Origin of the sequence: Streptomyces sp. NPDC127098 (assembly GCF_042722465.1) — a bacterium.
Classification (GTDB): Bacteria; Actinomycetota; Actinomycetes; order Streptomycetales; family Streptomycetaceae; genus Streptomyces; species Streptomyces millisiae.
Window position 1 is genome coordinate 55,187 of record NZ_JBHXFJ010000008.1, and the last position, 24,332, is coordinate 79,518.

Consider the following 24,332-nt stretch of genomic DNA (forward strand, 5'->3'; position numbering starts at 1 on the left):
CTACTGACCGCCGGGCCGATGAGGGCCCGGGGCCGGCTCGGGGCGGAGCCGCGCCCGGGCGACGGCGTCGTGCCAGGCGGCGACGCGGCGGGCGCGCTCCGGCTCGGGAGACCGCGGCCGGTACACGTCCTCGGGGCCGCGCGCGGCCGCGAGACGCTCCGGGGTGGTGAGCCCCAGGGCGCGTCCGGCCAGGTGCGCGGCGCCCAGCGCGGACAGGTTGCCGGCGTGCGGGCGGCGCACGGTGCGGCCCGAGGTGTCCGCCTGGAGCCGCATCAGCGTGGCGTTGCCGGTGGCGCCGCCGTCGGCGAGCAGCGTGTCGATCCGCCGGCCGACCGTGTCGAAGCCGGCCACCAGGTCCTCCACCTGGAAGGCGATCGACTCCAGGGCGGCCCTGGCCAGTTCCGGCAGCCCGGTGGCGAAGGTGAGCCCGGAGACGAGGCCCGTCGCGTCGTTGTCCCACCAGGGCGCGGCGAGGCCGCCGAAGGCCGGGACCAGGTGCACCCCGCCGGAGTCGGCGGCGGCCCGGGCGGCGAGGTTCGCCTCGTCGGTGCCGAACAGGCCGGCGAGCCAGCGCAGGGTGGCGCCGGAGGAGCGGATGTTGCCCTCCAGGGCGTAGGTCGGGGCGCCGTCGTCCCAGGCCACGGTGAGGCAGAGCGGCGAGCCCTCGGCCTGGGCCGGGGCGTCGATCAGCCCCATCACGGAGGAGCCGGTGCCGTAGGTGACCTTGACGCTGCCCGGCGCGCGGACGCCGTGGGCGAGGAGCGCGGCGTGCGAGTCGCCGAGCACCGCGGCGACCGGGGTGCCGTCCAGCAGCGGGGGCAGCCCGCGCACCGGCGGGAAGGGACCGGTCGAGGCGGTGACGCGGGGCAGGACGGCGCGCGGGACGCGGAACAGGTCGAGCAGCCGCTCGTCCCACTCCCTGGTGTGGACGTTCAGCAGCTGGGTGCGGGAGGCGTTGCCGACCTCGACGAGGTGTTCAGCGTGCCCGGCGCCGCCGCCGAGCCGCCACAGCAGCCAGGAGTCGACGGTGCCGAGGCAGAGCTCGCCGCGCCGCGACCTGACGCGCTCCGGGTCGTGGCGGTCGAGCAGCCAGCCGGCCTTCAGGGCGCTGAACATGGGGTCCAACGGCAGCCCGGTGGCCGCCCTGATCTCGGGCCCGACGCCCGCGGCGAGCAGCTCGGCGCGGGCGTCGGCCGTGCGCCGGTCCTGCCAGCCGAGCATCGGCCCGAGGGGGCGCCCGGTGGCCCGCTCCCACAGCAGGCAGGACTCGCGCTGGCTGGAGAGGCCGACCCCGGCCACCCGGGCGGGGTCCTGCCCGGCCAGGCAATCGCCTACCGCCCGGACCACGCTCGCCCAGATCGCCTCGGGCGACTGCTCGACCCAGCCTGGTCGGGGGTGGGCGACGTCGAGGGGCGCGGACGCCGCGGCCACCACCCGCCCGGCGCCGTCGACGAGCAGCGCCTTGGTGGCGGAGGTGCCCTGGTCGACGGCGAGGAGCAGCGGATCCCTGGTCATGAGACCGAGGATGGCAGGCCGAGGACCTCGCGCGCGGCCCGGTGGATGCCGTCGACGGTGAGGCCGAAGTGCTCCAGCAGGTGTTCCGCGCTGCCGGTCGGCGCGAACCCCGACACGCCGAGCAGCCGCAGCGGGGTGGGGTGGTGCTGGCCGGTGAGCGAGGCGACGGCGGCGCCGAGCCCGCCGCTGACCGTGGCCTCCTCGGCGACGACGATGCCGCCGGTCTCCTCGGCGGCGCGCAGCAGCGTGGCCTCGTCCAGCGGGTCGACGAACGGGGTGTTGAGGACGCGCGCCGAGACGCCCTCGGCGGCCAGCCGCTCGGCCGCGTCGAGGGCGCGTGGCACGAGGGTGCCGACGGCCACCAGCGTGACGTCGGTGCCGTCCCGCAGGACCAGCGCCCGGCCGGGGGCGAACGGGGCGTCGGCGGGGACGACGTCGGGCACCTTGAACCGGGGGACGCGCAGGTAGCTCGGCCCCTCGTGGGCGTACGCCCAGCGCACGGCGGCCCTGGTCTGCGCCCGGTCGGTGGGCACCACGACCGGCAGGTCGGCGACGGCGCGCAGCCAGGAGAGGTCCTCGACGGAGTGGTGCGTCGGCCCGAGTTCGCCGTAGGCCATGCCGGGGCTCTGGCCACACAGCACCACCTTGAGCCCGCTGTAGGCCACGTCGGCCTTGATCTGCTCCAGGGCGCGGCCGGTGAGGAAGGGGCCGGCGGCGGAGACGAAGGGGACGAGCCCTGCGTTGGCGAGGCCGGCGCCGACGCCCACCATGTTCTGCTCGGCGATGCCGACGTTGATCAGCCGGTCGGGGAACTCCTCGCGGAAGGCGACCAGGTTGCTGGAGCCGACGGAGTCGTTGCAGACGACGACCACCCGCTCGTCCTCGCGGGCGAGGTTGCTCAGCTCCTCGGCGAAGGTCCCGCGGCAGTCGTACGCGGGGGCGTCGGCGAACGGCCGGCCGCTCGTCTCGGGACCGGCTGCGGACACGGCTTCGGGCACTGCTTCGGGCACGGTCTCGGTCACCTGCTGAGCTCCTTCGCGGCGGCGCGCACCTGGTCCTGGTTCGGCACCTTGTGGTGCCACTCGGCGCGGTCCTCGATGAACGACACGCCCTTGCCCTTGACGGTGTGGGCGACGACGGCGACGGGCCGTCCGGTGGTGGACGGGGCGAGGGCGGCGCACAGCGCGGCGTGGTCGTGGCCGTCGACCTCGCGCGCCTCCCAGCCGAAGGCGGTCCACTTGTCGGCCAGCGGGTCGAGGCCGACGGTGTCCTCGGTGCGGGCGCCCTGTTGGAGCCGGTTGCGGTCGACGATCGCGGTGAGCCGGTCGAGGCGCTGGTGTCCCGCGGTCATGGCCGCCTCCCAGTTGCTGCCCTCCTGCAGCTCGCCGTCGCCGAGCACGACCACGGTCCGGCTGCCGTCGCCGCGCAGCCGGGCGCCGATGGCGGCGCCGACGGCCACCGGGAACCCGTGCCCCAGCGGTCCCGTGTTGGTCTCCACGCCGGGGACCTTGCGGCGGTTGGGGTGGCCGTTGAGGTCGGAGTACGGGGCCATGAAGGTGGCCAGCTCGGCGCGCGGGAAGTAGCCGCAGCGGGCGAGGGTCGCGTACAGGGCGGCGGCGCTGTGGCCCTTGCTGAGGACGAAGCGGTCACGCCCTGGCGCGTCGGGGTGCTCGGGGTCGACGTCGAGGACGGCGCCGAAGAGGGTGACCAGGATGTCGGTCACCGAGAAGTCGCCGCCGATGTGGCCCATGCCGGCCCGGTCGATCATGTCCAGCACGTCGAGCCGGACGTCGGTGGCCATGGCGCGCAGGAGCGGGGCGGCCCGTTCCGGTTCCTCGGCGCGAACGGTCGACCGCAGCTCCCGGTAGCGCGCCACCGCGGGAGGGTCAGAGCGCAGCATGTGAATATCCATTCAATTGCTGATGTTTATTACCCCGATACTGCGGCGCATCCCTCGGCACCGTCAAGCCCGCGCCGTTCCATCCCCTTTTGCGGGGCCACAAGAACCATCCGCAACAACCTTGACACGCGCCATTCACCGGTTCTACGGTCCCGACCGTCAAGAAGATGCAGTGCTGAATAAAAATTCAGGGAGCGCCAATGACGTCCGCACCGCCCTCAGCAACCCGCGCCTTCGCCGGTGGGATGTGGTCCTTCGGTCGGATCATCGACAGGTACGCGACGGACGGCTACGGGCCCGAGGTCGGGACGCTGCGGACCATCGAGCTGGCCGCCGCCTCGGGCGAGCTGGTCGGGCTCGACCTGAACTACCCGTTCGACCCCGGGGTTTCGGTGGCCGAGGTGAAGGCGGCGCTGGACACGCACGGCCTGGTCGCCACCAACATCACGCCGGTGATCTACGACCGCCGGTTCCGCAGCGGCTCGTTCACCGCGCCGGACGCCGCGACCCGGGCCGCGGCGCACGAACTGGCCGAGGAGGCCGTCCAGGTCGCCGCCGACCTCGGCGCGCGCTACGTGAAGTTCTGGCCGGGCCAGGACGGCTACGACTACCCCTTCCAGGTCGACTACGCCACCCTGCGCCGGCACGCGATCGAGGGCGTCAGGGACGTCGCCCGCAACCACCCCGACGTCACCTTCGCCATCGAGTACAAGCTCAAGGAGCCCCGCAACCGGCTGTTCTGGTCCACCGCCGCGGCCAGCCTGCTGGCCATCGAGCAGACGGGCGTGGACAACGTGGGCCTGGTCGTCGACTTCGGCCACTCGCTGTTCGCCAAGGAGAACCCCGCCGAGGCCCTCACCCTGGCCCACTCCATGGGCCGCCTGGTCGACATCGAACTCGACGACAACTACCGCGAGTGGGACGACGACCTCACCGCCGGCGCCCTCCACCTCGTCGAGACCCTGGAGTTCCTCCACGTCACCCGCGAGATCGGCTGGTCGGAGCCGTTGAAGCTCGACCTCTTCCCCTACCGCGAGGACCCCACCGACGCCGTCCGCGAGTCCGTCGCCACCCTCCGCGCCCTCGAGGACCGCGCCGCCCACCTCGACCTGGACCGGCTGCGCGCCGCCCAGGCCGACCACGACGCCATGACCGCCCAGCGCCTCGTCAGGGCCGCGCTGCTCGGAGCATGATCCACCACTCCACCACCATCGCATTACGATGACGTAATAAGCCGAGGAGTCACCTTATGCGTTCATTGCGACGAACGCGCAGCGCGATCGGCATGGTCGCCGCCGTCGGACTGTTGTTGACGGGCTGTGCCGGCTACGTCGACCAGGGCGGCGGCTCGGCCGACGACCTGGTGCTCGGCAGCACGGTGGTGCCCGCCTCCTTCGATCCGGCGCAGGCCGGGGACGCCAACTACGTCCCCTACTTCCAGGCCGCCTACGACACCCTGATCCGCCGGGAGCCGGACGGCGGTCTCGCGCCGATGCTGGCCACCGACTGGTCGTACGACGAGAGCAGGACCGTGCTCTCCATGGCCCTCAGGGACGACGTCACCTTCAGCGACGGCGTCGCCTTCGACGCGGACGTGGCCAAACAGAACCTCGAACGGTTCCGGGACGGCACGGGCCCGCTCGGCCACTACCTCGCCCTCCTCGAGGAGGTCGTGGTGGTGGACCGGAACCACGTCGAGCTCCACCTGAGCGCCCCCGACCCCTCGCTCCTCGTCCACCTCGGCGACGCGGCCGGGCTGATGGCCTCCCCGGCCGCCTTCGACTCACCGGACCTCGCCACGGTGCCCGCGGGATCTGGCCCCTACGTGATGGACACCTCGGCGACCGTCCAGGGCTCGTCCTACGTGTTCACCCGGCGCGACGACTACTGGAACCCCTCGCTCCAGCACTACGAGCGGCTGAGCTTCGACATCTTCCCCGACGAGACGGCCCTGCTGAACGCCCTCAAGACCGGCCAGGTCGACGCGGGCAACCTGAGCAACCGCAACAACGTCAACGAGGCGGAGCGGGCCGGCATCGAGATCGTCAGGCCCGACATCCACGTCTCCTGGGTCGGCCTGATCATCTTCGACCGCACGGGCACCACCATCCCGGCCCTCGGCGACGAGCGGGTCCGCCGCGCGATCAACCACGCCTTCGACGGGCCGCGCATCCTGGAAGCCCTCTACGACGGGCAGGGCACCCCCACCCAGCAGATATTCAGCGAGGCCTCGGACGCCTACGACCCCGCGCTCAACGACACCTACGACCACGACCCGGCGCTGGCCCGCGAGCTCATGGCCGAGGCCGGCTACCAGGACGGCTTCGACATCACGATGCCGACCAGCGCGTTCTTCGACCAGCCGACGCTCCAGATCATCCGCCAGTCACTCGCCGACATCGGCATCCGCGTCACCTACGAGGACGCGGGACAGGACCTGATCAGCCGGATGCTCGCCGGCGACTACCCGATGAGCCTCATGTTCCTCGGGGCCCCCGTCGACTGGACGCTCGTCAACTCCTACCTGACGCCCGACTCCGCGTGGAACCCCTTCCACGCCCAGGACCCGGAGCTCAGCGCGCTGATCGACGCCGTGCCCGCGGCCGACGACGGCGAACAGGCCGAGCTCTTCGGCGAGATCAACCAGTACATGGTGGACCACGCCTGGTTCGCCCCCTGGTTCTGGATCGACGAGACCTACGCGGTCAACGACGGCACGGACGTGGTCCTCCAGACCCAGCAGAACGTGCCCTCCGTCTACAACTACACGCCGTCGGCGTGACCGGGGAGGACGACCACCCATGCTCTCCTACATCGTCCGCAGACTGGCGGCCGGCGTCGTCCTGCTGTTCGTGATCAGCGGCATCGCGTACGCCACCATGTTCCTCTCCGGCGGCGACATCGCCCGCCGGCTGCTCGGCCAGATGGCCACCGAGGACCAGGTCGCCGCCAAGGCCGGCGAACTCGGCCTCGACGAACCCCTGGTCACCCGCTACTTCGACTGGCTCGGCTCGGCCCTCGGCGGCGACTTCGGCCGCTCCTGGTTCACCGGCGAACCCGTCGCCCAGGCGCTCGAGAACCGGCTGCCGGTCACCCTCACCCTGGTCATCGGCACCACCCTGGTCGTCGCGGTCGTCTCGGTGCTGCTCGGCACCGCGGCCGCCGTGCGGCGCGGCTGGCTCGACCGGGCCGTCCAGCTCCTCTCCGTGGCCGGCTACGCCCTCCCGGGATTCTGGATCGCGCTCCTCCTCGCGCTCGTCGTCGCCGTCGAGCTCGGCTGGTTCCCCGCCACCGGCTACGTCCCGTTCTCCCTCTCGGTGGCCGGCTGGCTGTCGACCATCACCCTGCCCATCGCGGCCCTGTCGATCGGCGCCGTCGCGTCCACCACCCAGCAGGTACGCGGCGCCATGATCGACGTCCTGCGGCAGGACTACATCAGGACCCTCCGCAGCCGGGGCCTGCCCCGGCACCGGGTGCTGCTCCGCCACGCGCTGCGCAACGCGAGCGGGCCCGGGCTCACCGTCCTCGCCCTGCAGTTCATCGGGCTCATGGGCGGGGCCGTCTTCGTCGAGCAGATCTTCGCCCTGCCGGGCATCGGACTGCTCGCGGTCAACGCGACGACCAGGGGCGACATCCCCATGGTGATGGGCGTCGTCGTCGTGACGGTCGTGCTCGTGACCGTCGTCAACCTGCTCATCGACATCGCGGTGGGCTTCCTCAACCCGAAGGCGCGCGTCCGATGACCACCGAAGCCACCGCGGCCCCGGCCGTCGGTCCCGACCGTCGCGTCGAGCGACGCGGACTGACCGCCCAGGTACTCAGAAACCCCCTCGGCGCCACGGCCGCCGCCGTGCTGCTGCTCATCGTCCTCAGCGCCGCCCTGGCGCCGGTGCTCGCCGCCCACGGGCCGAACGACTCACAGCTGGCCGACGTGCTCGCGCCGATGTCGGCCGACCACCCGCTCGGCGGCGACAGCGCCGGACGCGACCTGCTCTCCCGACTGCTGCACGGCGGCCAGCTCAGCCTCCTCGGCGGGGCCTTCGCCCTGGCGGTCGCGCTGTCCTTCGGCGTGCCGTCCGGGCTGGTCGCCGGCTACTACGGCGGCTGGGCCGACGGGATCTCAGGATGGCTCACCAACCTGGTGATGGCCCTCCCCGGGGTCATGGTGCTGCTGGCGGTCAGGGCCGCCGTCGGCCCGTCGATCTGGATCTCCATGGGCGTCTTCGGGGTGCTGCTCGCGCCGTCCTTCCACCGCCTGGTCCGCTCCTCGGTGGTGGCGGTGCGCAACGAGCTCTACGTCGACGCGGCGCGCGTCGCCGGCCTCTCCGACCGGCGGATCATCGCGCGGCACGTGCTGCGCGCCGTCCGGGCACCCATCGTCATCCAGGCGGCCATGATCATGAGCCTGGCCATCGCCATCCAGGCCGGCCTTGAGTTCCTCGGGCTCGGCGACCTGACCAGGCCGAGCTGGGGCATGATCCTCAACGAGGGCTTCCAGAACATCTACCGGGCCCCCGGCATCCTGCTCTGGTCGGGGCTGCTGCTGAGCCTGACCAGCGCCTCGCTGGTGCTGCTCGGCAACGCCGTGCGGGACGCGCTCCAGGGCTCCGGTGAGTCCGCGGCCACCCCACGACCCGCGACGCCCGCCCCAGTGGCGGAGGTCGACACGCCGGACCCGACGCCCGCGCCGGAGTCCGCGCTGCTGGCGATCGACCGGCTGACCGTCGGCTACGGCGACGGGAACGACGGCTGGCGGCCGGTCGTGGACGGCGTCTCGCTCCACGTGTCGGCCGGCGAGGTGCTCGGCCTGGTCGGCGAGTCCGGCTCCGGCAAGACCCAGACCTCCCTCGCGGTGCTCGGCCTGCTGCCCGAGGGCGGCGCCGTGCTCTCCGGCGCGATCAGGTTCGACGGCGTCGACCTGGCGACCGCGCCCCGCAAGGCCCGCGAGTCCCTGCTCGGCACCCGCATCGCCTACGTGCCGCAGGAGCCGATGAGCAACCTCGACCCCTCGTTCACGGTCGGCGACCAGCTCGTCGAACCCCTGCGGACCCGCCTCGGCATGTCGCGGACCGGCGCCCGCGAGCGCGCGCTCGAACTCCTCGCCCGCGTCGGCATCCCGGAACCGCGCCGCGCCTTCGCCTCCTACCCGCACCAGATATCCGGCGGCATGGCGCAGCGCGTCCTCATCGCCGGCGCCGTCTCCTGCGAACCCGACCTGCTCATCGCGGACGAGCCCACCACCGCGCTGGACGTCACCGTCCAGGCCGAGATCCTCGACCTGCTGCGCGACCTCCAGCGGGAGCACCGCATGGCGCTGGTCCTCGTCACGCACAACCTCGGCGTGGTGGCCGACGTCTGCGACCGGGTCGCCGTGATGCGCGACGGGCGCCTCGTCGAGGTGGCGGGCGTCCGGGAGATCTTCGCCGACCCCCGCCACCCCTACACCCGCCAGCTGCTCGGCGCCACGCTGGAGGGCGCACCGCCCAGGGCCGCCTACCAGGCCCCCGCCACCACGGAGGTCACGGCATGACATCGCCACTTCTTGCCGTCGAGGACCTGGTCGTCGACTTCCCGACCCGGGGCTGGCGCCGGCCGCCGTTCCGGGCGCTCAAGGGCGTCAGCCTCGACGTGCGCCCCGGCGAGACCGTCGGGCTCGTCGGCGAGTCGGGCTCCGGGAAGACGACCCTGGGCCGGGCCGTGCTGGGCCTCGCGCCCGTCACCAGCGGCCGGATCGTCTTCGACGGACGGGACATCACCCGGGCCGGCCGGGCCGAGCGCCGCGCCCTCGCCTCCGACATCCAGGTCGTCTTCCAGGACCCCTACACCTCGCTCAACCCGTCCATGCGGATCACCGAGATCCTCGCCGAGCCGCTGAGCGTGCGCGGCGCCTCTGCGCGCGACGCCGAGCGGCGAGTGCGGCAACTGCTGGACCAGGTCCGGCTGCCGAGCGACGCCGGGGACCGGCTCCCCCGCGAGTTCAGCGGCGGGCAGCGGCAGCGGATCGCGATCGCCAGGGCCCTGGCGCTCGGCCCCCGCCTCGTCGTGTGCGACGAGCCGGTCTCCGCGCTCGACCTCTCCACCCAGTCCCACGTGCTCGACCTGCTCGTCGACATCCAGCAGTCCACCGGCGTCGCCTACCTCTTCGTCTCGCACGACCTGAGCGTGGTCCGGCACATCAGCCACCGGGTCGCGGTGCTCTACCACGGCGAGATCGTCGAGACCGGGGACGGCGCCGAGGTCACCTCGGCCCCCACCCACCCCTACACCCAGCGGCTGCTCCTGGCCTCCCCGGTCCCCGACCCGGCGGCCCAGGAGCGCCGCCGGGCCGAGCGTCAACAGCTGCTGAGGAGCTGACCGTGTTCACACCGACGTCCAGGATCTCGGCCGCCCTGGAGAACGACGCCGCGCGCGCCGTCCTCGCCAGGTACCTGCCGGGGGTCGTCAACTCGCCGATGCTCGGCCAGCTCAGGGGGATGCCGATCGGCGTCGTGGTCGAGCACGACACCGCGGCCGCCGCCGACCCCACCCTGCGCGAGCGCCTCTTCGCCGAACTGGCCGCCATCGACGACCAGGGCGCGGGCGACCCGCGGCCCGAGGAGCCGCCGATCCCGCCCGACCCGGCGTACGAGGGCGCCGACGTGCCGCGCGCCTCCGCCACGGCCCGGTTCCCCGACCAGTGCGCCCAGTGGGACGTGTTCGAGATCGAGATCGCGGGACCCGCGCACGGCAACCCCTTCGTCGACGTCGACCTGACCGCGACCTTCGACGACGGCGAGCGCGAGCTGCGGGCCGGCGGCTTCTACGACGGCGACGGCACGTACCGCATCAGGTTCATGCCGGACCGCGCCGCCGTCTGGACCTTCACCACCTCGTCCACCGCCCGCTCCCTCGACGGCCTCACCGGTTCGTTCGTGAGCGGCCCCCCGGCCCCCGGCCGGCACGGCCCGGTGCGCGTCGCCGACGGCCACCACTTCCGGCACGCCGACGGCACCCGGTACCTGCCGATCGGCACCACCGCCTACGCCTGGACCCACCAGCCGGAGCGGCTGCGCACCGCCACCCGCCGCGCCCTGGCGGAGAGCGCCTTCAACAAGGTCCGGATGTGCGTGCTCCCCAAGGCGTACCTCTACAACACGGAGGACCCCGAGCTCTTCCCCTTCCCCCGGTGCGCCTCGGGCTCGGGCGACTGGGACACCACCCGCTTCGACCCCGCCTTCTTCCGCCGCTTCGAGGACGAGGTCCTGGCACTGCGCGAACTCGGCGTCGAGGCCGACGTCATCCTCTTCCACCCCTACGACCGCTGGGGCTTCGCCGAGCTCGGCCGGGCCGCCGACGACCGGCTCGCCCGCTACGTGGTGCGGCGCCTCGCCGCGTTCTCCAACGTGTGGTGGTCGATGGCCAACGAGTACGACCTGATCCGGACCAGGACCGAGGACGACTGGGAGCGGCTCGCCGCCCTCGTGACCGAGGAGGACCCGGCGGGACACCTCACCTCGATCCACAACTGCTTCGGCTTCTACGACCACTCCCGGCCGTGGATCACACACTGCAGCGTGCAACGCGTCGACGTCTACCGCACCGCCGAGAACACCGACGAGTGGCGGAAGCGCTGGGGCAAGCCCGTCGTGATCGACGAGTGCGGCTACGAGGGCGACATCGACCAGGGCTGGGGCAACCTCACCGGCGAGGAGATGGTGCGCCGGTTCTGGGAGGGCGCGGTCCGCGGCGGGTACGTGGGCCACGGCGAGACCATCCTCAACGAGGCCGAGGAGCTGTGGTGGTCCAAGGGCGGCGAACTGGTCGGCGACAGCCCGGCCCGCATCGCCTTCCTGACCGAGGTCGTCGCCGACTCCCCCACCGGGGTGCTCGACCCGCTGCCCTCCGAGTGGGACGCGCCGCGCGGCGGGGTCGCGGGCGAGTACGAGCTGGTCTACTTCGGCTTCAACCGCCCGCGCTTCCGCAACGTCGTCCTCCCGCCGGACGGCCGGTTCGCGGTCGACGTGCTCGACACCTGGGCCATGACCGTCGACCGCGTCGCCGACGCGGCGAGCGGCACCCTGCGCGTCGAACTCCCCGGCCGCCCGTACACGGCCATCCGCGTCACCCGCGTGACCGACTGAAGGAAGAAGTTCATGCCCCTCACCCTCGACTCCCCCGAACTCCACCGGCTGGTCGCCGAACTCCCCCTGGAGACCAAGGTCAAGCTACTGACCGGCCAGGACTTCTGGACGACCTGGCCCGTCGAGTCGATCGGCCTGCGCCGCATGGTGCTGTCCGACGGGCCGTCGGGGGTGCGGGGCGAGGTGTGGGACGAACGCTCGCCCTCGCTCAACCTGCCGTCCGCGACCGCCCTCTCCTCCTCCTGGGACCCGGACCTCGCCTACCGCTACGGCGCCGTGCTCGCCGCCGAGGCCCGCCACAAGGGCGTGGACGTGGTCCTCGGCCCGACCATCAACCTGCACCGCTCACCGCTCGGCGGCCGCCACTTCGAGGCGTTCAGCGAGGACCCCGTCCTCACCGCCGACCTCGCCGCCGCCTTCGTGCGCGGCCTCCAGGACCACGGCGTCGCCGCGACCCCCAAGCACTACGTCGCCAACGACTACGAGACCGAACGCTTCACCGCCAGCACCGAGGTCTCCCAGCGCGCGCTGCGCGAGCTCTACCTCCTCGCCTTCGAGAAGGCCGTGGTCGAGGCGCGCCCCTGGCTGGTCATGTCCGCCTACAACGCGATCAACGGCGTGACCGCCACCGAACACGAGCTGCTGGACACCCCGTTGAAGTCCGAGTGGGGCTTCGACGGCGTCGTCGTCAGCGACTGGACCGCCGTCCGCTCCCTCGCCTCCGCCGAGGCTGAACAGGACCTCGTCATGCCGGGCCCCGAAGGCCCCTGGGGCGAGGCCCTCGTCACGGCCGTCCGCGAGGGCCGCATCCCCGAGACCACCATCGACCGCAAGGTCCGGCGCATCCTCCTCCTCGCCTCCCGCGTCGGCGCCCTCGCCGGCCACGAGCCCGCGGCGCCACCCCGCCTCACCGCCTCGGACAACGTCGCCTTCGCCCGCCACGCCGCCACCGCCGGCACCGTCCTCCTCGCCAACGACGGCACCCTGCCCCTCGCCCCCGCCGGCCTGCGCCGCGTCGCCGTCATCGGCCAGAACGCCAAGCACGCCCGCACCCAGGGCGGCGGCTCCGCCACCGTCCTGCCCGAACACGTCGTCAGCCCCCTCGAAGGACTGCGCGCCGCCCTCCCCCACGCCGACGTCACCCATGCCCTGGGCGCGGTCGCCCACGACGGCCTCACCGAACTCCCCCTCTCCCACATCACCAACCCGGCCACCGGCGAACCCGGCATGCTGGTGCGCTTCCTCGACGCCGAAGGCACCGAACTCTTCCGCGAGGACCGCCGCTCCACCGCCCTGGTCTACTTCGGCGGCGACGCGCCCATCACCACCGCCGCCACCATCGAGTTGTCCGTCACCTGGACCCCGGACGCCACCGGCGACACCCTGCTCGGCTTCGCCTCGGTCGGCACCGGCCGCATCCACGTCGACGACCGCCTCCTCACCGAGGACACCGCGACCGCCGTCGGCCAGGACCTCGGCGCCAGCCTCCTGGCCCCACCCGCCATCGCCGCCCCGCTCCACGTCACCGCCGGCACCCCGCTCGCCCTCCGCGTCACCTTCGACCTCACCTCCCGCGACCGGGCCATGGGCGGCACCTTCGCCATCACCCTCGGCACCAAGACCGCACCCCACGACCCCGACACCCTGATCGCCGAGGCCGCCAGGGCAGCCGCCGAGGCCGACGTCGCGATCGTCGTCGTCGGCACCAACTCCCAGGTCGAGTCCGAGGGCTTCGACCGCACCGACCTCGCCCTCCCAGGACACCAGGACGCCCTCGTCACCGCCGTCACCGCCACCGGCACCCCCACCGTCGTGGTCGTCAACTCCGGCTCCCCCGTCCTCCTCCCCTGGCGAGACGACGTCTCCGCCCTCCTCGTCACCTACTTCGCCGGCCAGGAGATGGGCAACGCCCTCGCCGACGTCCTCCTCGGCCACACCGAACCCGGCGGCCGCCTCCCCACCACCTGGCCCGCCACCACCGAGGACGTCCCCGTCCTCGACACCACCCCCACCGACGGCGCCCTCCACTACACCGAGGACATCCACATCGGCTACCGCGCCTGGCTGAAGTCCGGCACCACCCCCGCCTACCCCTTCGGCCACGGCCTCGGCTACACCACCTGGACCCTCGCCGACCTCACCGCCACCACCGACACCATCCACCTCACCGCCACCAACACCGGCCCCCGCCCCGGCAAGCAGGTCATCCAGGTCTACCTCTCCCGCCCCCACTCCACCCTCGACCGCCCCACCCGCTGGCTCGCCACCCACACCACCATCACCGCCACCCCCGGCGAGACCGTCCCCCTCACCATCCCCCTCCCCCACCGCGCCTTCGCCGACTGGCAACCCAACGGCTGGCACTACGAACCCGGCCCCTACGAGTTGTTCGTGGGCACCTCGGTCACGGACCTCCCGCTGCGGACGACGGTCCACCTGTAACCGATGAAGGGGCCGGCAACAGAGGCCCTCCCCCACGGCGACGGCGACGCGTCCGTTGAACGACGAAACCCCAGGTCAGAACAATCTGACCTGGGGTTCTCGGATGAGCCGCCTGAGGGAATCGAACCCTCGACCTACGCATTACGAGTGCGTCGCTCTGGCCGACTGAGCTAAGGCGGCGAGGCGCTGCGGGCCCCCGTTGGGGGTACAGCGCTGGTTAGTCTACACAGGTTTGGGGGGTGCGCCCGAACGCCTTCTGCGGAGGAGGTCGTCGGTCGCCTCGCGCAGGGCGCGGAGGTGTTTGGACCAGCGGCGGCAGTCTAAGCAGCTGGTCAGGTGGGTGTCGAGCTCATGCTCGGTGACCTCCGGGGGCAGGGGGTCCCCCATGGATCTCGCCGATATGGCGGTGCGGAAGCGGATGCACGGCATGGGTACATGATCCCAGTCACGAACAGGTGGTTCCGTCCTCCGGGCTGATGTTCTCCAGCAGATAGCGGTCGACGGCGGAGTCGACGCACGGGCTGTTGCCGCCGTAGGCGCCGTGGCCGTCGCCGTCGTAGCTGAGGAGGATGCCGGAGGAGAGCTGGTCGGCCAGGCCCTCGGCCCAGGCGTAGGGGGTGGCGGGGTCGCGGAGGGTGCCGACGACCAGGATGTCGGCGGCGCCTTCGGCGGCGATGCTCACGGGTTCGCCGGTGGGCTCGACCGGCCAGGCGGCGCAGAGCAGGGTGGCCCAGGCGAAGTCGCGGCCGAAGGTGGGTGAGGCGTCCTCGAAGGAGCCGATGGTGGTCTCGAGTTCGGCGACGTCCGCGTTGCCCGCCGGGCTGTCGAGGCAGCTGATGGCGGGGAAGGCGAAGTTGGAGCTGCCGTAGGAGCCGTCGGGGCCGCGCTCGTTGTAGTCGTCGGCGAGGGAGAGCAGCCCGGCGCCGTCGCCGTCGTTGATGGCGGACGAGAGGGCCTGGCGGAGGTCGGGCCAGAGGAACTCGGCGTACAGCGCGTTGGCCACGCCGGTGGTGGCCAGGGACTCGGTCAGCTGGCGGTCCTCGCCGGTGGGCAGCGGCTCGGCGTCGACCTGCTCGAAGAAGGCGCTCAGGCGACTGGACGCGTCGTCCGCGCCCTCGGAGCCCAGCGGGCAGTCGGGGAAGGACGAGGTGCAGTCCTCGGCGAAGGAGCGGAACGCGGTCTCGAAGCCGCCGGACTGCTCGCGGTCGGTGTAGAGGGTGGGCAGGCGCGGGTCGACCGCGGCGTCGAGCACGAGGCGGCCGACGTTCTGCGGGTAGAGGCCGGCGTAGACGGCGCCGAGCTTGGTGCCGTAGGAGAAGCCGAGGTAGTGCAGTTGGTCGTCGCCGAGGACGGCGCGGAACACGTCCATGTCGCGGGCGGTCTCGATGGTCGAGATGTGGGAGAGCAGGTCCTCGCCCGAGTTCTCCGCGCAGGCGGTGGCGAACTCATCGAAGGCGGCGAGGAGTTCCTCTTCCTCGGCCTCGTCGTCCGGGGTGCGGTCGGTGAGCGTGTACTCGTCCATCGCGGGGCCGTCGAGGCACTCGACGGGCTGGCTGCCGCCGGTGCCGCGCGGGTCGATGGCGGCCATGTCGTAGCGGGCGAGCACCTCGGACGGGAAGATGTACTCGGCGGAGCTCTGCGTGAAGTCGACGGCGGAGGCGCCGGGGCCGCCCGGGTTCATGAGGAGGGCGCCGATCCGCTGGTCGGGGTTGGTGGCCGCGGAGCGGGTGACGCGCAGGTCGATGTCGCCGCCGCCCGGGTTCTCGTAGTCGAGGGGGACGGTGAGGGTGCCGCACTCGTATCCGCCGCCGCAGTCGGACCAGCTCAACTCCTGCTCGTAGTACGGCTGGAGCTCGGCCGGGATCGCCTCGGGCAGCGGTTCGAGGGGCGGGGCGTCGGGCGGCGGCTCGACGGTTCCGGTGGCCTCGGACGAGCCGTCGTCGGACTCCAGGGGCGGCCCGCCCCTGGAGGTACAGGCGGTGGCCAGAAGGGCGGTGGCGACGCAGAGCGTCAGGGCGGTTTTGCGTGGTGCGCGCATCATTCCCCCGTTGTCCGTGGTGCGGCCTGCCCAAGGAGCGTATCCGCTCAGCGCAGGGCCATGGTCATCGCCTCGACGGCGAGCAGGGGCGCCACGTTCCGGTCGAGGGCGGTGCGGCACTCGAGGATGGCCTCCATCCGGCGGAGCGTCTGCTCGGGGCGGGAGGCCGCGGCGACCCGCTCGACGGCGGCCGCGCTCTCGCCGCCGGACAGGGCCACGGCCGAGCCGAACTGGCGGGCGAGCACGTCCCGGTAGAAGGCGGTGAGGTCGGTGAGGGCCAGGTCGAGCGCGTCCCGCTGGGTGCGGGTGGCGCGGCGCTTCTGACGGTCCTCGAGCTCCTTCATCGCGCCCGCGGTGCCGCGCGGCAGCCGCTTGCCCTCGGCGGCGCCGAGGGCGGCGCGCAGCTCCTCGGTCTCCTTCTCGTCCAGCTCCTCGGCGAGCTGCTTGGCGTCCTCCGCGGCGGCGTCGACCAACTCCTGGGCGGCGCGCAGGCAGCCGCCCACGTCCCCGACGCGCTCGGGGAGCCGCAGGACGGCGAGCCGGCGGGCCCTGGCCCGCTCGTCGACGGCGAGCCGACGGGCGCGGTCGACGTGGCCCTGGGTGGCCTGGGCGGCGGCGTGCGCCACCTCGGGCTCGACGCCGTCCCGCCGGATCAGCAGGTCGGCGACGGCGCCGACGGGCGGGGTGCGGAGCGAGAGCTGGCGGCAGCGGGAGCGGATGGTGGGCAGCACGTCCTCGATGGAGGGCGCGCACAGCAGCCAGACGGTGCGCGGCGCCGGCTCCTCGACGGCCTTCAGCAGCACGTTGCCCGCGCCCTCGGTGAGGCGGTCGGCGTCCTCCAGGACGATGACCTGCCAGCGCCCGGAGGCGGGCGAGAGCTGGGCGCGGCGGACCAGCTCCCTGGTCTCCTTGACGCCGATGGTGAGCAGGTCGGTGCGGATGGCCTCGACGTCGGCGTGGGTGCCGATCAGGGCGGTGTGGCAGCCGTCGCAGAAGCCGCATCCCGGCTGGCCGCCGAGCGCGCGGTCCGGGCTGACGCACTGGAGCGCCGCGGCGAACGCCCGGGCCGCGGCGGCCCGGCCGGCGCCGGGCGGGCCGGTGAACAGCCAGGCGTGGGTCATGGCCGAGCCGGAGAGCTCGGGCTGCTCGCCGCGCTCGACGGCGGTGACGAACGCGTCCGCGTCCCGCGCGGCGGCGGCGAGCTGCGCCGCGACCCGCTCCTGACCGACCAGGTCGTCCCAGACCGCCATGCCCACGCTCCTCTCCACCGCCGGAACCGCGTCGGAACCGCTCCACCGCTACGACCGACGACGACCATTGTGCGGCACGGCACCGACAGCGCCGCCGTTCGGAGGAATTCACGCCGAACGAGCGGGCGTATGTGATGTTCTCCGCATGATGCGCATGTCATTCGGCGGGCCGGCCACGGGGGCGTGGTTGGCGACGGCCGTCACACTGCTGCTGGTCGGCGGGGCACTCGCCGCCGCCACCGACGCCACCACCGCCTCGGCCGCGCCGGCCGACACCGTCGCGCCCGGGTCGAGTTCGGCGCTCGGCCTGGCCTCCACCCTCGGCGGGGTCGACGTCGTCGAGGCGCACGCCCACTACCCCGAGGGCCCGCTGCGGGTCACCGTGGACTCGGTCGAAGTCGGCGCGGCCGCCTCCGAGGGCGGGCCCTCGGGCACCGCGCTCGCCGCGACGGCCAGCGTCACGGGCGACGACACCACGGGCCAGACCGCTGCCAGGGCCGGCGTCGAGGCGCTGACGCTTGACCTGGGGGGCGGCACGTTGACCACCGGGCCGGTCAGCGCGGACTGCTCGGCGGGCCCTGGCCAGGCCACGACCGGCCTCGTGGCCCTCACCGACGCCGGCCTGACCCTGCCGGGCCGCGACCCCCTGACGTTCGACCAGGCTCCGGCGCCCGACACCGTCGTGCACCTGCCGGACGGCCTCGGCCGGGTGGTGCTCAACGAGCAGCTCGCCGGGGCGGACGGCGCGCTGACCGTCAACGCGCTGCGCCTGGAGACGCCCGACGGCGAGCTGACGCTCGGCAGCGCCGGCTGCCGGGGCGGCGGGCCGCTCGACGAGGCGGACTAGCGCCGGCCGCGGCGGTCGTCGTCCTCGCCCTCGTCACCCTCGCCCCGGTGCGGGCCGAGCAGTTCGTCGGCCAGCGTGGGCAGGTCGTCGAGCGGCGTCTCCTCGGCCCACTGGGGCCTCGGCCGCGGCCGGTCGGGGTCGAGCTGCGGCAGCGGCCGCGTCTCGTCCACCGAGTCGTCCCGCTCGCCGGGGCGGTGGGCCGGCGGCCGCGGCGCCTCGGGGCGCGGGATGACCGCCGTGTCCTCCTCGTCGGGGGTGACGGGGCGGTGCGTCGAGGGCTTGGGGAGCTGGACCGTCTCGGCGTTGTCCGAGACCTCGCCCGGGGCGTCACGCCTGGCCTCCCGCGCGGCCTGCTCCGCGGCGGCGCGCCGCGCCTCCTCGGCGAGCAGCGCCTCCTCGGCCTTCCGTTGCTTCTCGATCCGCCGTGCCTCGGCCTCGGCGCGCAGCCGCGCCTCCTCCTCGGCCGCCCGGCGGCGGCGCTCCTCCTCCTCGCGGAGCCTGCGCTCCTCCTCGGCGCGCCTGCGGGCCTCCTCCTCGGCGCGGCGCCGCTCCTCCTCGGCACGCCGACGGGCGTCCTCGGCGCGGAGCCTGAGCTCCTCGGCACGCCTGGCCTCCTCGGCCAGCCGGCGGGCCTCCTCCTCGCGCCGCTTGCGCTCCTCCTCCTCGGCGCGCAGCCTGGCGAGCTCCTCCTGCCGCTCGCGCTCCCGGCGCTCTTCCTCCTCCTTGCGCTGGCGCTCCTCCTCGGCGCGCCTGCGGGCCTCCTCCTCGGCCTTGCGGCGCGCCTCCTCGCGGGCGCGGACCTCGGCCTCGGAGAGCGGCAGCATCTGGTCGAGCCGGTGCCGGGCGGCGGTGGTGACGGACTCCGGGTCCTGGCCGGCGTCGACCACCAGGTAGCGCGCCGGGTCGGCGGCGGCGAGCGCCAGGAAGCCGGCGCGCACCCGCTGGTGGAACTCGCTCGGCTCGGACTCCAGGCGGTCGGGCGCCTCGGTGAAGCGCTCCCGCGCCGTCTCGGGGGAGACGTCGAGCAGCACCGTCAGGTGCGGGACCAGGCCGCCGGTGGCCCAGCGCGAGATGCGGGCGACCTCGGTGGGCGACAGGTCGCGGCCGGCACCCTGGTAGGCGACGGAGGAGTCGACGTAGCGGTCGGTGATCACCACGGCGCCGCGCTCCAGCGCGGGCCGGATGACGGTGGCGACGTGTTCGGCCCGGTCGGCCGCGTAGAGCAGGGCCTCGGCCTGATGGGAGAGGCCGCCGGAGGAGACGTCGAGCAGGATGGAGCGCAGCCGCTGGCCGACCGGGGTGGCGCCCGGCTCCCGGGTGACGACGACCTCGTGGCCCTTGCCCCTGATCCACTCGGCGAGCTTGTCGACCTGGGTGGTCTTGCCCGCCCCGTCGCCGCCCTCGACGGCGATGAAGAAGCCGGTGGCGGCCTGGCCCGAGGGGGGTTCGACGTTGCGCCGGACGGCGTCCGCCAGGTCGCGGCGGAGCGGGACGCCGCGCCGGTCGTCGGTGCGGCCGAGCACGACGGCGGCGACCGGCAGCAGCAGGGCGCCGACGATCATCAGGGTGAAGGCGGCGCCGCCGTGCTGGATGACGAAGTCGCCGCGCTCGACGCGGTGCGGGCCGATCAGCGCGGCCGCCAGCGGGGCGGCGACGGCGGCCAGGGCGATGGCGAGCCGCACCACCGCGTGCAGGTGGCGGGTGAGCTCGGGGCGCCGGAACTCCTCGGTCTCCTGGTCGAGCAGCACGTGCCCGCTGTGCGCGGCGATGCCCGCGACGACGCCGGTGGCGAGCGCCGTGAACAGCACCGTCGCCGGGTCGGAGATCATGCCCACGCCGAACAGGCCGAGCCCGGTGAGCGCCAGGGCCAGCGCGAAGAGGCGGCGGCGGGAGAGCGCGGGGACGGTCACGGGCGCCAGGCGCACGCCGGCGGCCACGCCCCCGGTGAGGCCGAGCACCAGCAGCCCGAAGGTGACCGGGCCGCCGCCGAGGTCCCCGGCGCGCAGCACGCCGAGCGCCACGGCCGCCGCGATGGCCGCCGCGGCCGAGGCGCAGCCGAGCACCAGCACGGGGATGGCACCGGTGCGGCCCTTGAACGGTTCGGTGCCGGCGGCCGGCCGGCGCAGGCCCTCCAACGGCGAGACCGGGCGGCGCGGGTCGGCCGCGGGCAGGTCGAGCGTGACGAGCACGGAGACGGCAGCCGCGAAGAAGCCGGCGGCCACGTAGGAGGCGAGCGCGGCCTGGTGGGTGTCGAACCAGTCGAGCCCGGTGGCCAGCAGGTTGCTCGCCAGCGAGGCGGCGACCAGCGCGACTGCCGCGGCCGGCAGCGCGAGGTACCCGCCGCGCAGCCAGAGCCGGCGCAGCGCCTCGCGGTGGTCGGGCAGCGGGCGGATCGCCGCGCCCTCGGGGGGCGGCGGGGGGAGCAGCGCGGGGGCGACCCCGTCCCGCGCGGTGGTCCACAGGCTCTCGCCGATGCCCAGCAGGAACACGGTGCCGAGCAGGTAGGCGTAGGCGCTGTCCGGCGTCCAGTCGATCCAGAGCGGCGCGATGATCAGCAGGGCCGCGCGGACGCCGTCGATCGCGACCATGGTCCACCGCCGGTCGAGCGGCCCGGCCGGGGAGAGCAGTCCGGCGATCGGTCCGAGCAGCAGGATGCCGGCGAGGCCGGTGGCGACCAGGCGGACGGCGAGCGCGACCGTGACGGCCAGCGCCACGCCCCGGTACTCGCCGCCGAACAGCGGCTCGCCGCCGTCCGCCGGGAGGTGCAGGGCGGCCTGCACGCTGAGCAGGAGAAGGACGAGCAGCGCGAGCGCGTCGCCGGTGGCGCCGCTGATCTGGGCGTCCCAGAGGCGGCGCAGCGCGGGCACCTGCAGCAGGGCGTGTCTGGCGCGTTCACGCGAATCGGCGGCGAGTGCCTCGTCGGTGGCGCCGCAGGTGGGGTCGACAACCTGTGGTTGCTCTGCTCGCGTCATTCGGCCAGAGTAACGCTCGCCAGTGACAGCCAGCGCACCCGCCCGAACATTCGCCCGGGCAACGGGACCGCGCGCGAACCGGGTTACGCGCCTGGGCGCTCCGCTGGGAGAGTCGCCACAGGCCGTCGATCACGTGCGGGCCCCTCGCGGCTGATCGTGCGAACACGCGGGTGAGCCGCACGACGCGGAACGGCGAGACTGCTCAGGCGCCTCAGTCCGTGGACGGGGAGTCCTTCCTGGCAGCCGTCTTCTTGGCGGCGGTCTTCTTGGTCGCCGTCTTCTTCGCGGCCGTCTTGGCGGTGGCCTTCTTGGCAGCCGTCTTCTTCGCCGGGGCCTTCTTCGCCGCCTTCTTGGTCGTCTTCTTCGCCGGCCCCTTCGCCCGCTTCTCGGCCAGCAGTTCGTAGCCGCGCTCGGCCGTGATCGTCTCCGGGTCGTCGTCCCGGCGCAGCGTCGCGTTGGTCTCCCCGTCGGTGACGTACGGGCCGAACCGCCCGTCCTTCACCACCACGGGACGGCCCGTCACCGGGTCCTCGCCCAGCTCCTTCAGCGGCGGCTTGGCCGCGGCCCGGCCACGCTGCTTGGGCTGCGCGTAGATGGCCAGCGCCTCCTCCAGCGTGACCGTGAACATCTGCTCCTCGGTCGCCAGCGAGCGCGAGTCGGTCCCCTTCTTCAGGTAGGGACCGTAGCGGCCGTTCTGCGCCGTGATCTCCGCGCCCGACTCGGGGTCCACGCCGACCACCCGCGGCAGCGAGAGCAGCCGCAGCGCGTCCTCCAGCGTCACGGTGTCGATCGACATGGACTTCAACAGCGAGGCGGTGCGCGGCTTGACCGCGTTCTTGCCGGTCCTGGGGGTGTCCTCGGGCAGCACCTCGGTGACGTACGGGCCGTACCGGCCGTCGCGCGCCACGATCGGGTGACCGCTGTCGGGGTCGGTGCCCAGCTCGAAGTCGCCGCTCGGCTTGGCCAGCAGTTCCTTGGCGAGGTCCACGGTGAGCTCGTCGGGCGGCAGGTCCTCCGGCACGTCGGCCCGCTTGCCGGGCTCGCCCGGCTCGGCGTCGGCCGCGGGCGGCGCCTCGACGTAGGGGCCGTAGCGGCCGACCCGCAGCACGATGCCCTCGCCCACGGGGAAGGAGGAGATCTCGCGGGCGTCGATCGCGCCGAGGTCGGTGACCAGTTCCTTGAGGCCGCCGAGGTGGTCGCCGTCCCCGTTGCCCGCGTCGGCCGCCGCGCCGGCGGCCGCGCCGGCCTGGCCGTTCTCGCCGAAGTAGAAGCGGCGCAGCCACGGCACGGCCTCCGCGTCACCGGTGGCGATGCGGTCGAGGTCGTCCTCCATCTTGGCCGTGAAGTCGTAGTCGACCAGCCGACCGAAGTGTCGTTCGAGCAGGTTGACGACGGCGAAGGAGAGGAAGGAGGGGACCAGCGCGGTGCCCTTCTTGAACACGTAGTGCCGGTCGAGGATGGTGCCGATGATGGAGGCGTAGGTGGAGGGGCGGCCGATCTCGCGCTCCTCAAGCTCCTTCACCAGGGTGGCCTCGGTGTAGCGCGCGGGGGGCTTGGTGGCGTGGCCGTCCGGGGTGATGGCGCGGGCGGTGAGCGGGTCGCCCTCGGCGACCCGCGGCAGCCGGCGCTCGCGGTCGTCGACGTCGGTGCCCGGGTCGTCCACGCTCTCCACGTACGCCTTGAGGAAGCCGTGGAAGGTGATCACCTTGCCGGTCGCGCTGAACTCGCAGTCCCGCCCGTCGGCGCTGGTGCCGCCGACGCGGACGGCGACCGACTGGCCGACGGCGTCCTTCATCTGGGAGGCGACGGTGCGCTTCCAGATCAGCTCGTAGAGCCGGTACTGGTCGCCGGTCAGGCCGGTCTCGGCCGGGGTGCGGAAGCGGTCGCCCGAGGGGCGGATCGCCTCGTGCGCCTCCTGCGCGTTCTTCACCTTGCTCGCGTAGACGCGCGGCCGGTCGGGCAGGTAGTCGGCGCCGTAGAGCTGGGTGACCTGGGCGCGGGCGGCGGCGACGGCGGTGTCGGACAGCGTGGTGGAGTCCGTCCGCATGTAGGTGATGAAGCCGTTCTCGTAGAGCCGCTGCGCGACCTGCATGGCGGCCTTGGCGCCCATGCCGAGCTTGCGCGACGCCTCCTGCTGGAGCGTGGTGGTGCGGAACGGCGCGTAGGGCGAACGGCGGTAGGGCTTGGACTCGACGGAGCGCACGGCGAAGGTGGCGTCCGCCAGCGCGCGCGCCAGGGCGCTCGCGCTCTCCTCGCTCAACGCCTGGACCTGGTCGGGATGGCGCAGCTGCCCGTCGGGGCCGAAGTCGCGGCCCTGGGCCACCCGGCGGCCGTCGAGCGCGGCGAGCCGGGCGTCGAACGTCTCGCCCCCGGGCACGGTGGCGAAGGTGCCGGTGAGATCCCAGTACTCGGCGGAGCGGAACGCGATCCGCTCGCGCTCCCGCTCGACCACGAGGCGGGTGGCGACGGACTGCACGCGGCCGGCCGAGAGCCGCGGCATGACCTTCTTCCACAGGACCGGCGAGACCTCGTAGCCGTAGAGCCGGTCGAGGATGCGGCGGGTCTCCTGGGCCTCGACGAGGAGCTGGTTCAGCTCGCGCGGGTTGTTCACCGCCTGCCGGATGGCGTCCCTGGTGATCTCGTGGAAGACCATGCGGCGCACCGGGACCTTGGGCTTGAGCACCTCCTTGAGGTGCCAGGCGATGGCCTCGCCCTCGCGGTCCTCGTCCGTGGCGAGGTAGAGCTCGTCGGAGTCGGCCAGCAGCTCCTTGAGCTTCCTGACCTGGTCCTTCTTGTCGCTGTTGACGACGTAGAGCGGCTCGAAGTCCTCGTCGACGTTCACCCCGAGGCGGGCCCAGGGCTCACTCTTGTACTTGGCCGGCACCTCGGCGGCGCCGCTCGGCAGGTCGCGGATGTGCCCGACGCTCGCCTCGACCACATAGCCGGGACCGAGGTAACCCTTGATCGTCTTCGCCTTGGCGGGCGACTCGACGATCACAAGTCGGCGTCCGCCGTTCGCGGTCTCGCTGGTCGGGGACAACTCTCGCTCTTCTCTCCTGCCCGGGGAAAGTACTGACGGTGCGGAGTGTGACGGTACATCCCCGCTTCGTGTCAAACGGGAAAACCCCGCAACGCATCTCGAACGGTAACCCGAGATCAGCCATTCCCGCCGCCCGGAGACACCCACCGGGTCGCGCGTGCCCGGCCGCGACGCTCACGCACCGTCACGAACGCGGGCCCCTGACGGC

The 24,332-nt window shown here is 73.4% G+C and carries 15 protein-coding genes and 1 tRNA gene; 8 read left to right on the forward strand and 8 right to left on the reverse strand.

What is annotated here, in order from left to right; all coding sequences use genetic code 11:
* Genes ACFWI8_RS07990 through ACFWI8_RS08000 form a run of 3 tightly spaced genes read right to left on the reverse strand, consistent with a single transcriptional unit; the run spans position 1 to position 3,415 of the window.
* Positions 1-1,515: an FGGY family carbohydrate kinase gene (locus ACFWI8_RS07990; RefSeq protein ID WP_387087133.1), complete on the reverse strand. Its 1,515-nt coding sequence runs from the start codon at positions 1,513-1,515 to the stop codon at positions 1-3.
* On the reverse strand, positions 1,512-2,537 hold the full coding sequence (locus ACFWI8_RS07995) for a transketolase family protein (protein ID WP_387087135.1): 1,026 nt from the start codon (positions 2,535-2,537) through the stop codon (positions 1,512-1,514). The genes ACFWI8_RS07990 and ACFWI8_RS07995 overlap by 4 nt, the downstream gene beginning before the upstream one ends.
* Positions 2,534-3,415, reverse strand: coding sequence for a transketolase (locus ACFWI8_RS08000; protein ID WP_387087137.1), 882 nt, complete (start codon positions 3,413-3,415; stop codon positions 2,534-2,536). The genes ACFWI8_RS07995 and ACFWI8_RS08000 overlap by 4 nt, the downstream gene beginning before the upstream one ends.
* Positions 3,416-3,615: 200 nt before the next feature.
* Between ACFWI8_RS08000 and ACFWI8_RS08005 the strand changes: the two genes are divergently transcribed.
* From ACFWI8_RS08005 to ACFWI8_RS08035, 7 genes are read left to right on the forward strand one after another with little or no spacing between them, the layout of a single operon-like run.
* A complete protein-coding gene (locus ACFWI8_RS08005; RefSeq protein WP_387087139.1) occupies positions 3,616-4,608 on the forward strand; it encodes a sugar phosphate isomerase/epimerase family protein in 993 nt (330 codons plus the stop codon).
* Positions 4,609-4,664: 56 nt separating this feature from the next.
* On the forward strand, positions 4,665-6,197 hold the full coding sequence (locus ACFWI8_RS08010; RefSeq protein WP_387087141.1) for an ABC transporter substrate-binding protein: 1,533 nt from the start codon (positions 4,665-4,667) through the stop codon (positions 6,195-6,197).
* Between the two features lie 19 nt (positions 6,198-6,216).
* Positions 6,217-7,158 carry an ABC transporter permease gene (locus ACFWI8_RS08015; protein WP_387087143.1) on the forward strand — a complete coding sequence of 314 codons (942 nt, stop codon included), beginning with the start codon at positions 6,217-6,219 and terminating at the stop codon, positions 7,156-7,158.
* Positions 7,155-8,945: an ATP-binding cassette domain-containing protein gene (locus ACFWI8_RS08020; protein WP_387087145.1), complete on the forward strand. Its 1,791-nt coding sequence runs from the start codon at positions 7,155-7,157 to the stop codon at positions 8,943-8,945. The genes ACFWI8_RS08015 and ACFWI8_RS08020 overlap by 4 nt, the downstream gene beginning before the upstream one ends.
* Positions 8,942-9,769, forward strand: coding sequence for an ATP-binding cassette domain-containing protein (locus ACFWI8_RS08025; protein WP_387087147.1), 828 nt, complete (start codon positions 8,942-8,944; stop codon positions 9,767-9,769). The genes ACFWI8_RS08020 and ACFWI8_RS08025 overlap by 4 nt, the downstream gene beginning before the upstream one ends.
* 2 nt (positions 9,770-9,771) lie before the next feature.
* A complete protein-coding gene (locus ACFWI8_RS08030; RefSeq protein ID WP_387087149.1) occupies positions 9,772-11,535 on the forward strand; it encodes a DUF5605 domain-containing protein in 1,764 nt (587 codons plus the stop codon).
* 12 nt (positions 11,536-11,547) lie between these two features.
* Entirely contained in the window at positions 11,548-13,977 is a 2,430-nt protein-coding gene (locus tag ACFWI8_RS08035; RefSeq protein ID WP_387087151.1) for a beta-glucosidase, read from the forward strand.
* A gap of 106 nt (positions 13,978-14,083) precedes the next feature.
* Here the strand turns inward: ACFWI8_RS08035 and ACFWI8_RS08040 are convergent.
* The 3 genes from ACFWI8_RS08040 to ACFWI8_RS08050 all read right to left on the reverse strand — a co-directional run bounded on the left by ACFWI8_RS08040 (position 14,084) and on the right by ACFWI8_RS08050 (position 17,265).
* A tRNA-Thr gene (locus ACFWI8_RS08040) sits at positions 14,084-14,157 on the reverse strand.
* Positions 14,158-14,422: 265 nt separating this feature from the next.
* Positions 14,423-16,018 carry an alpha/beta hydrolase gene (locus ACFWI8_RS08045; RefSeq protein ID WP_387087153.1) on the reverse strand — a complete coding sequence of 532 codons (1,596 nt, stop codon included), beginning with the start codon at positions 16,016-16,018 and terminating at the stop codon, positions 14,423-14,425.
* Between the two features lie 44 nt (positions 16,019-16,062).
* Positions 16,063-17,265: a DNA polymerase III subunit delta' gene (locus tag ACFWI8_RS08050; RefSeq protein ID WP_311596229.1), complete on the reverse strand. Its 1,203-nt coding sequence runs from the start codon at positions 17,263-17,265 to the stop codon at positions 16,063-16,065.
* A 145-nt stretch (positions 17,266-17,410) separates the two neighbouring features.
* Between ACFWI8_RS08050 and ACFWI8_RS08055 the strand changes: the two genes are divergently transcribed.
* Positions 17,411-18,112 (forward strand): choice-of-anchor P family protein, encoded by a 702-nt coding sequence (locus ACFWI8_RS08055; protein WP_387087155.1) that lies wholly within the window; start codon positions 17,411-17,413, stop codon positions 18,110-18,112.
* On the opposite strand, the gene tmk is transcribed toward ACFWI8_RS08055, so the two are convergent.
* Positions 18,109-21,084: a dTMP kinase gene (gene tmk / locus ACFWI8_RS08060; protein WP_387087157.1), complete on the reverse strand. Its 2,976-nt coding sequence runs from the start codon at positions 21,082-21,084 to the stop codon at positions 18,109-18,111. The two genes, ACFWI8_RS08055 and tmk, sit on opposite strands and share 4 nt — an antisense overlap.
* Before the next feature lie 211 nt (positions 21,085-21,295).
* Positions 21,296-24,124, reverse strand: a complete 2,829-nt coding sequence (gene topA, locus ACFWI8_RS08065) for a type I DNA topoisomerase (protein WP_387087159.1) — start codon at positions 24,122-24,124, stop codon at positions 21,296-21,298.
* Positions 24,125-24,332: the final 208 nt, after the last annotated feature.

What these genes read in the sequence shown, in the direction of transcription:
- ACFWI8_RS07990 (WP_387087133.1), bottom strand. Translation starts at nt 1,515, where the DNA reads ATGACCAGGGATCCGCTGCTCCTCGCCGTCGACCAGGGCACCTCCGCC.
- ACFWI8_RS08000 (WP_387087137.1), bottom strand. Translation starts at nt 3,415, where the DNA reads ATGCTGCGCTCTGACCCTCCCGCGGTGGCGCGCTACCGGGAGCTGCGG.
- ACFWI8_RS08010 (WP_387087141.1), top strand. Translation starts at nt 4,665, where the DNA reads ATGCGTTCATTGCGACGAACGCGCAGCGCGATCGGCATGGTCGCCGCC.
- ACFWI8_RS08055 (WP_387087155.1), top strand. Translation starts at nt 17,411, where the DNA reads ATGATGCGCATGTCATTCGGCGGGCCGGCCACGGGGGCGTGGTTGGCG.
- ACFWI8_RS08050 (WP_311596229.1), bottom strand. Translation starts at nt 17,265, where the DNA reads ATGGCGGTCTGGGACGACCTGGTCGGTCAGGAGCGGGTCGCGGCGCAG.
- ACFWI8_RS08005 (WP_387087139.1), top strand. Translation starts at nt 3,616, where the DNA reads ATGACGTCCGCACCGCCCTCAGCAACCCGCGCCTTCGCCGGTGGGATG.
- ACFWI8_RS08045 (WP_387087153.1), bottom strand. Translation starts at nt 16,018, where the DNA reads ATGATGCGCGCACCACGCAAAACCGCCCTGACGCTCTGCGTCGCCACC.
- tmk (WP_387087157.1), bottom strand. Translation starts at nt 21,084, where the DNA reads ATGACGCGAGCAGAGCAACCACAGGTTGTCGACCCCACCTGCGGCGCC.
- ACFWI8_RS08015 (WP_387087143.1), top strand. Translation starts at nt 6,217, where the DNA reads ATGCTCTCCTACATCGTCCGCAGACTGGCGGCCGGCGTCGTCCTGCTG.
- ACFWI8_RS08025 (WP_387087147.1), top strand. Translation starts at nt 8,942, where the DNA reads ATGACATCGCCACTTCTTGCCGTCGAGGACCTGGTCGTCGACTTCCCG.
- ACFWI8_RS08020 (WP_387087145.1), top strand. Translation starts at nt 7,155, where the DNA reads ATGACCACCGAAGCCACCGCGGCCCCGGCCGTCGGTCCCGACCGTCGC.
- ACFWI8_RS08035 (WP_387087151.1), top strand. Translation starts at nt 11,548, where the DNA reads ATGCCCCTCACCCTCGACTCCCCCGAACTCCACCGGCTGGTCGCCGAA.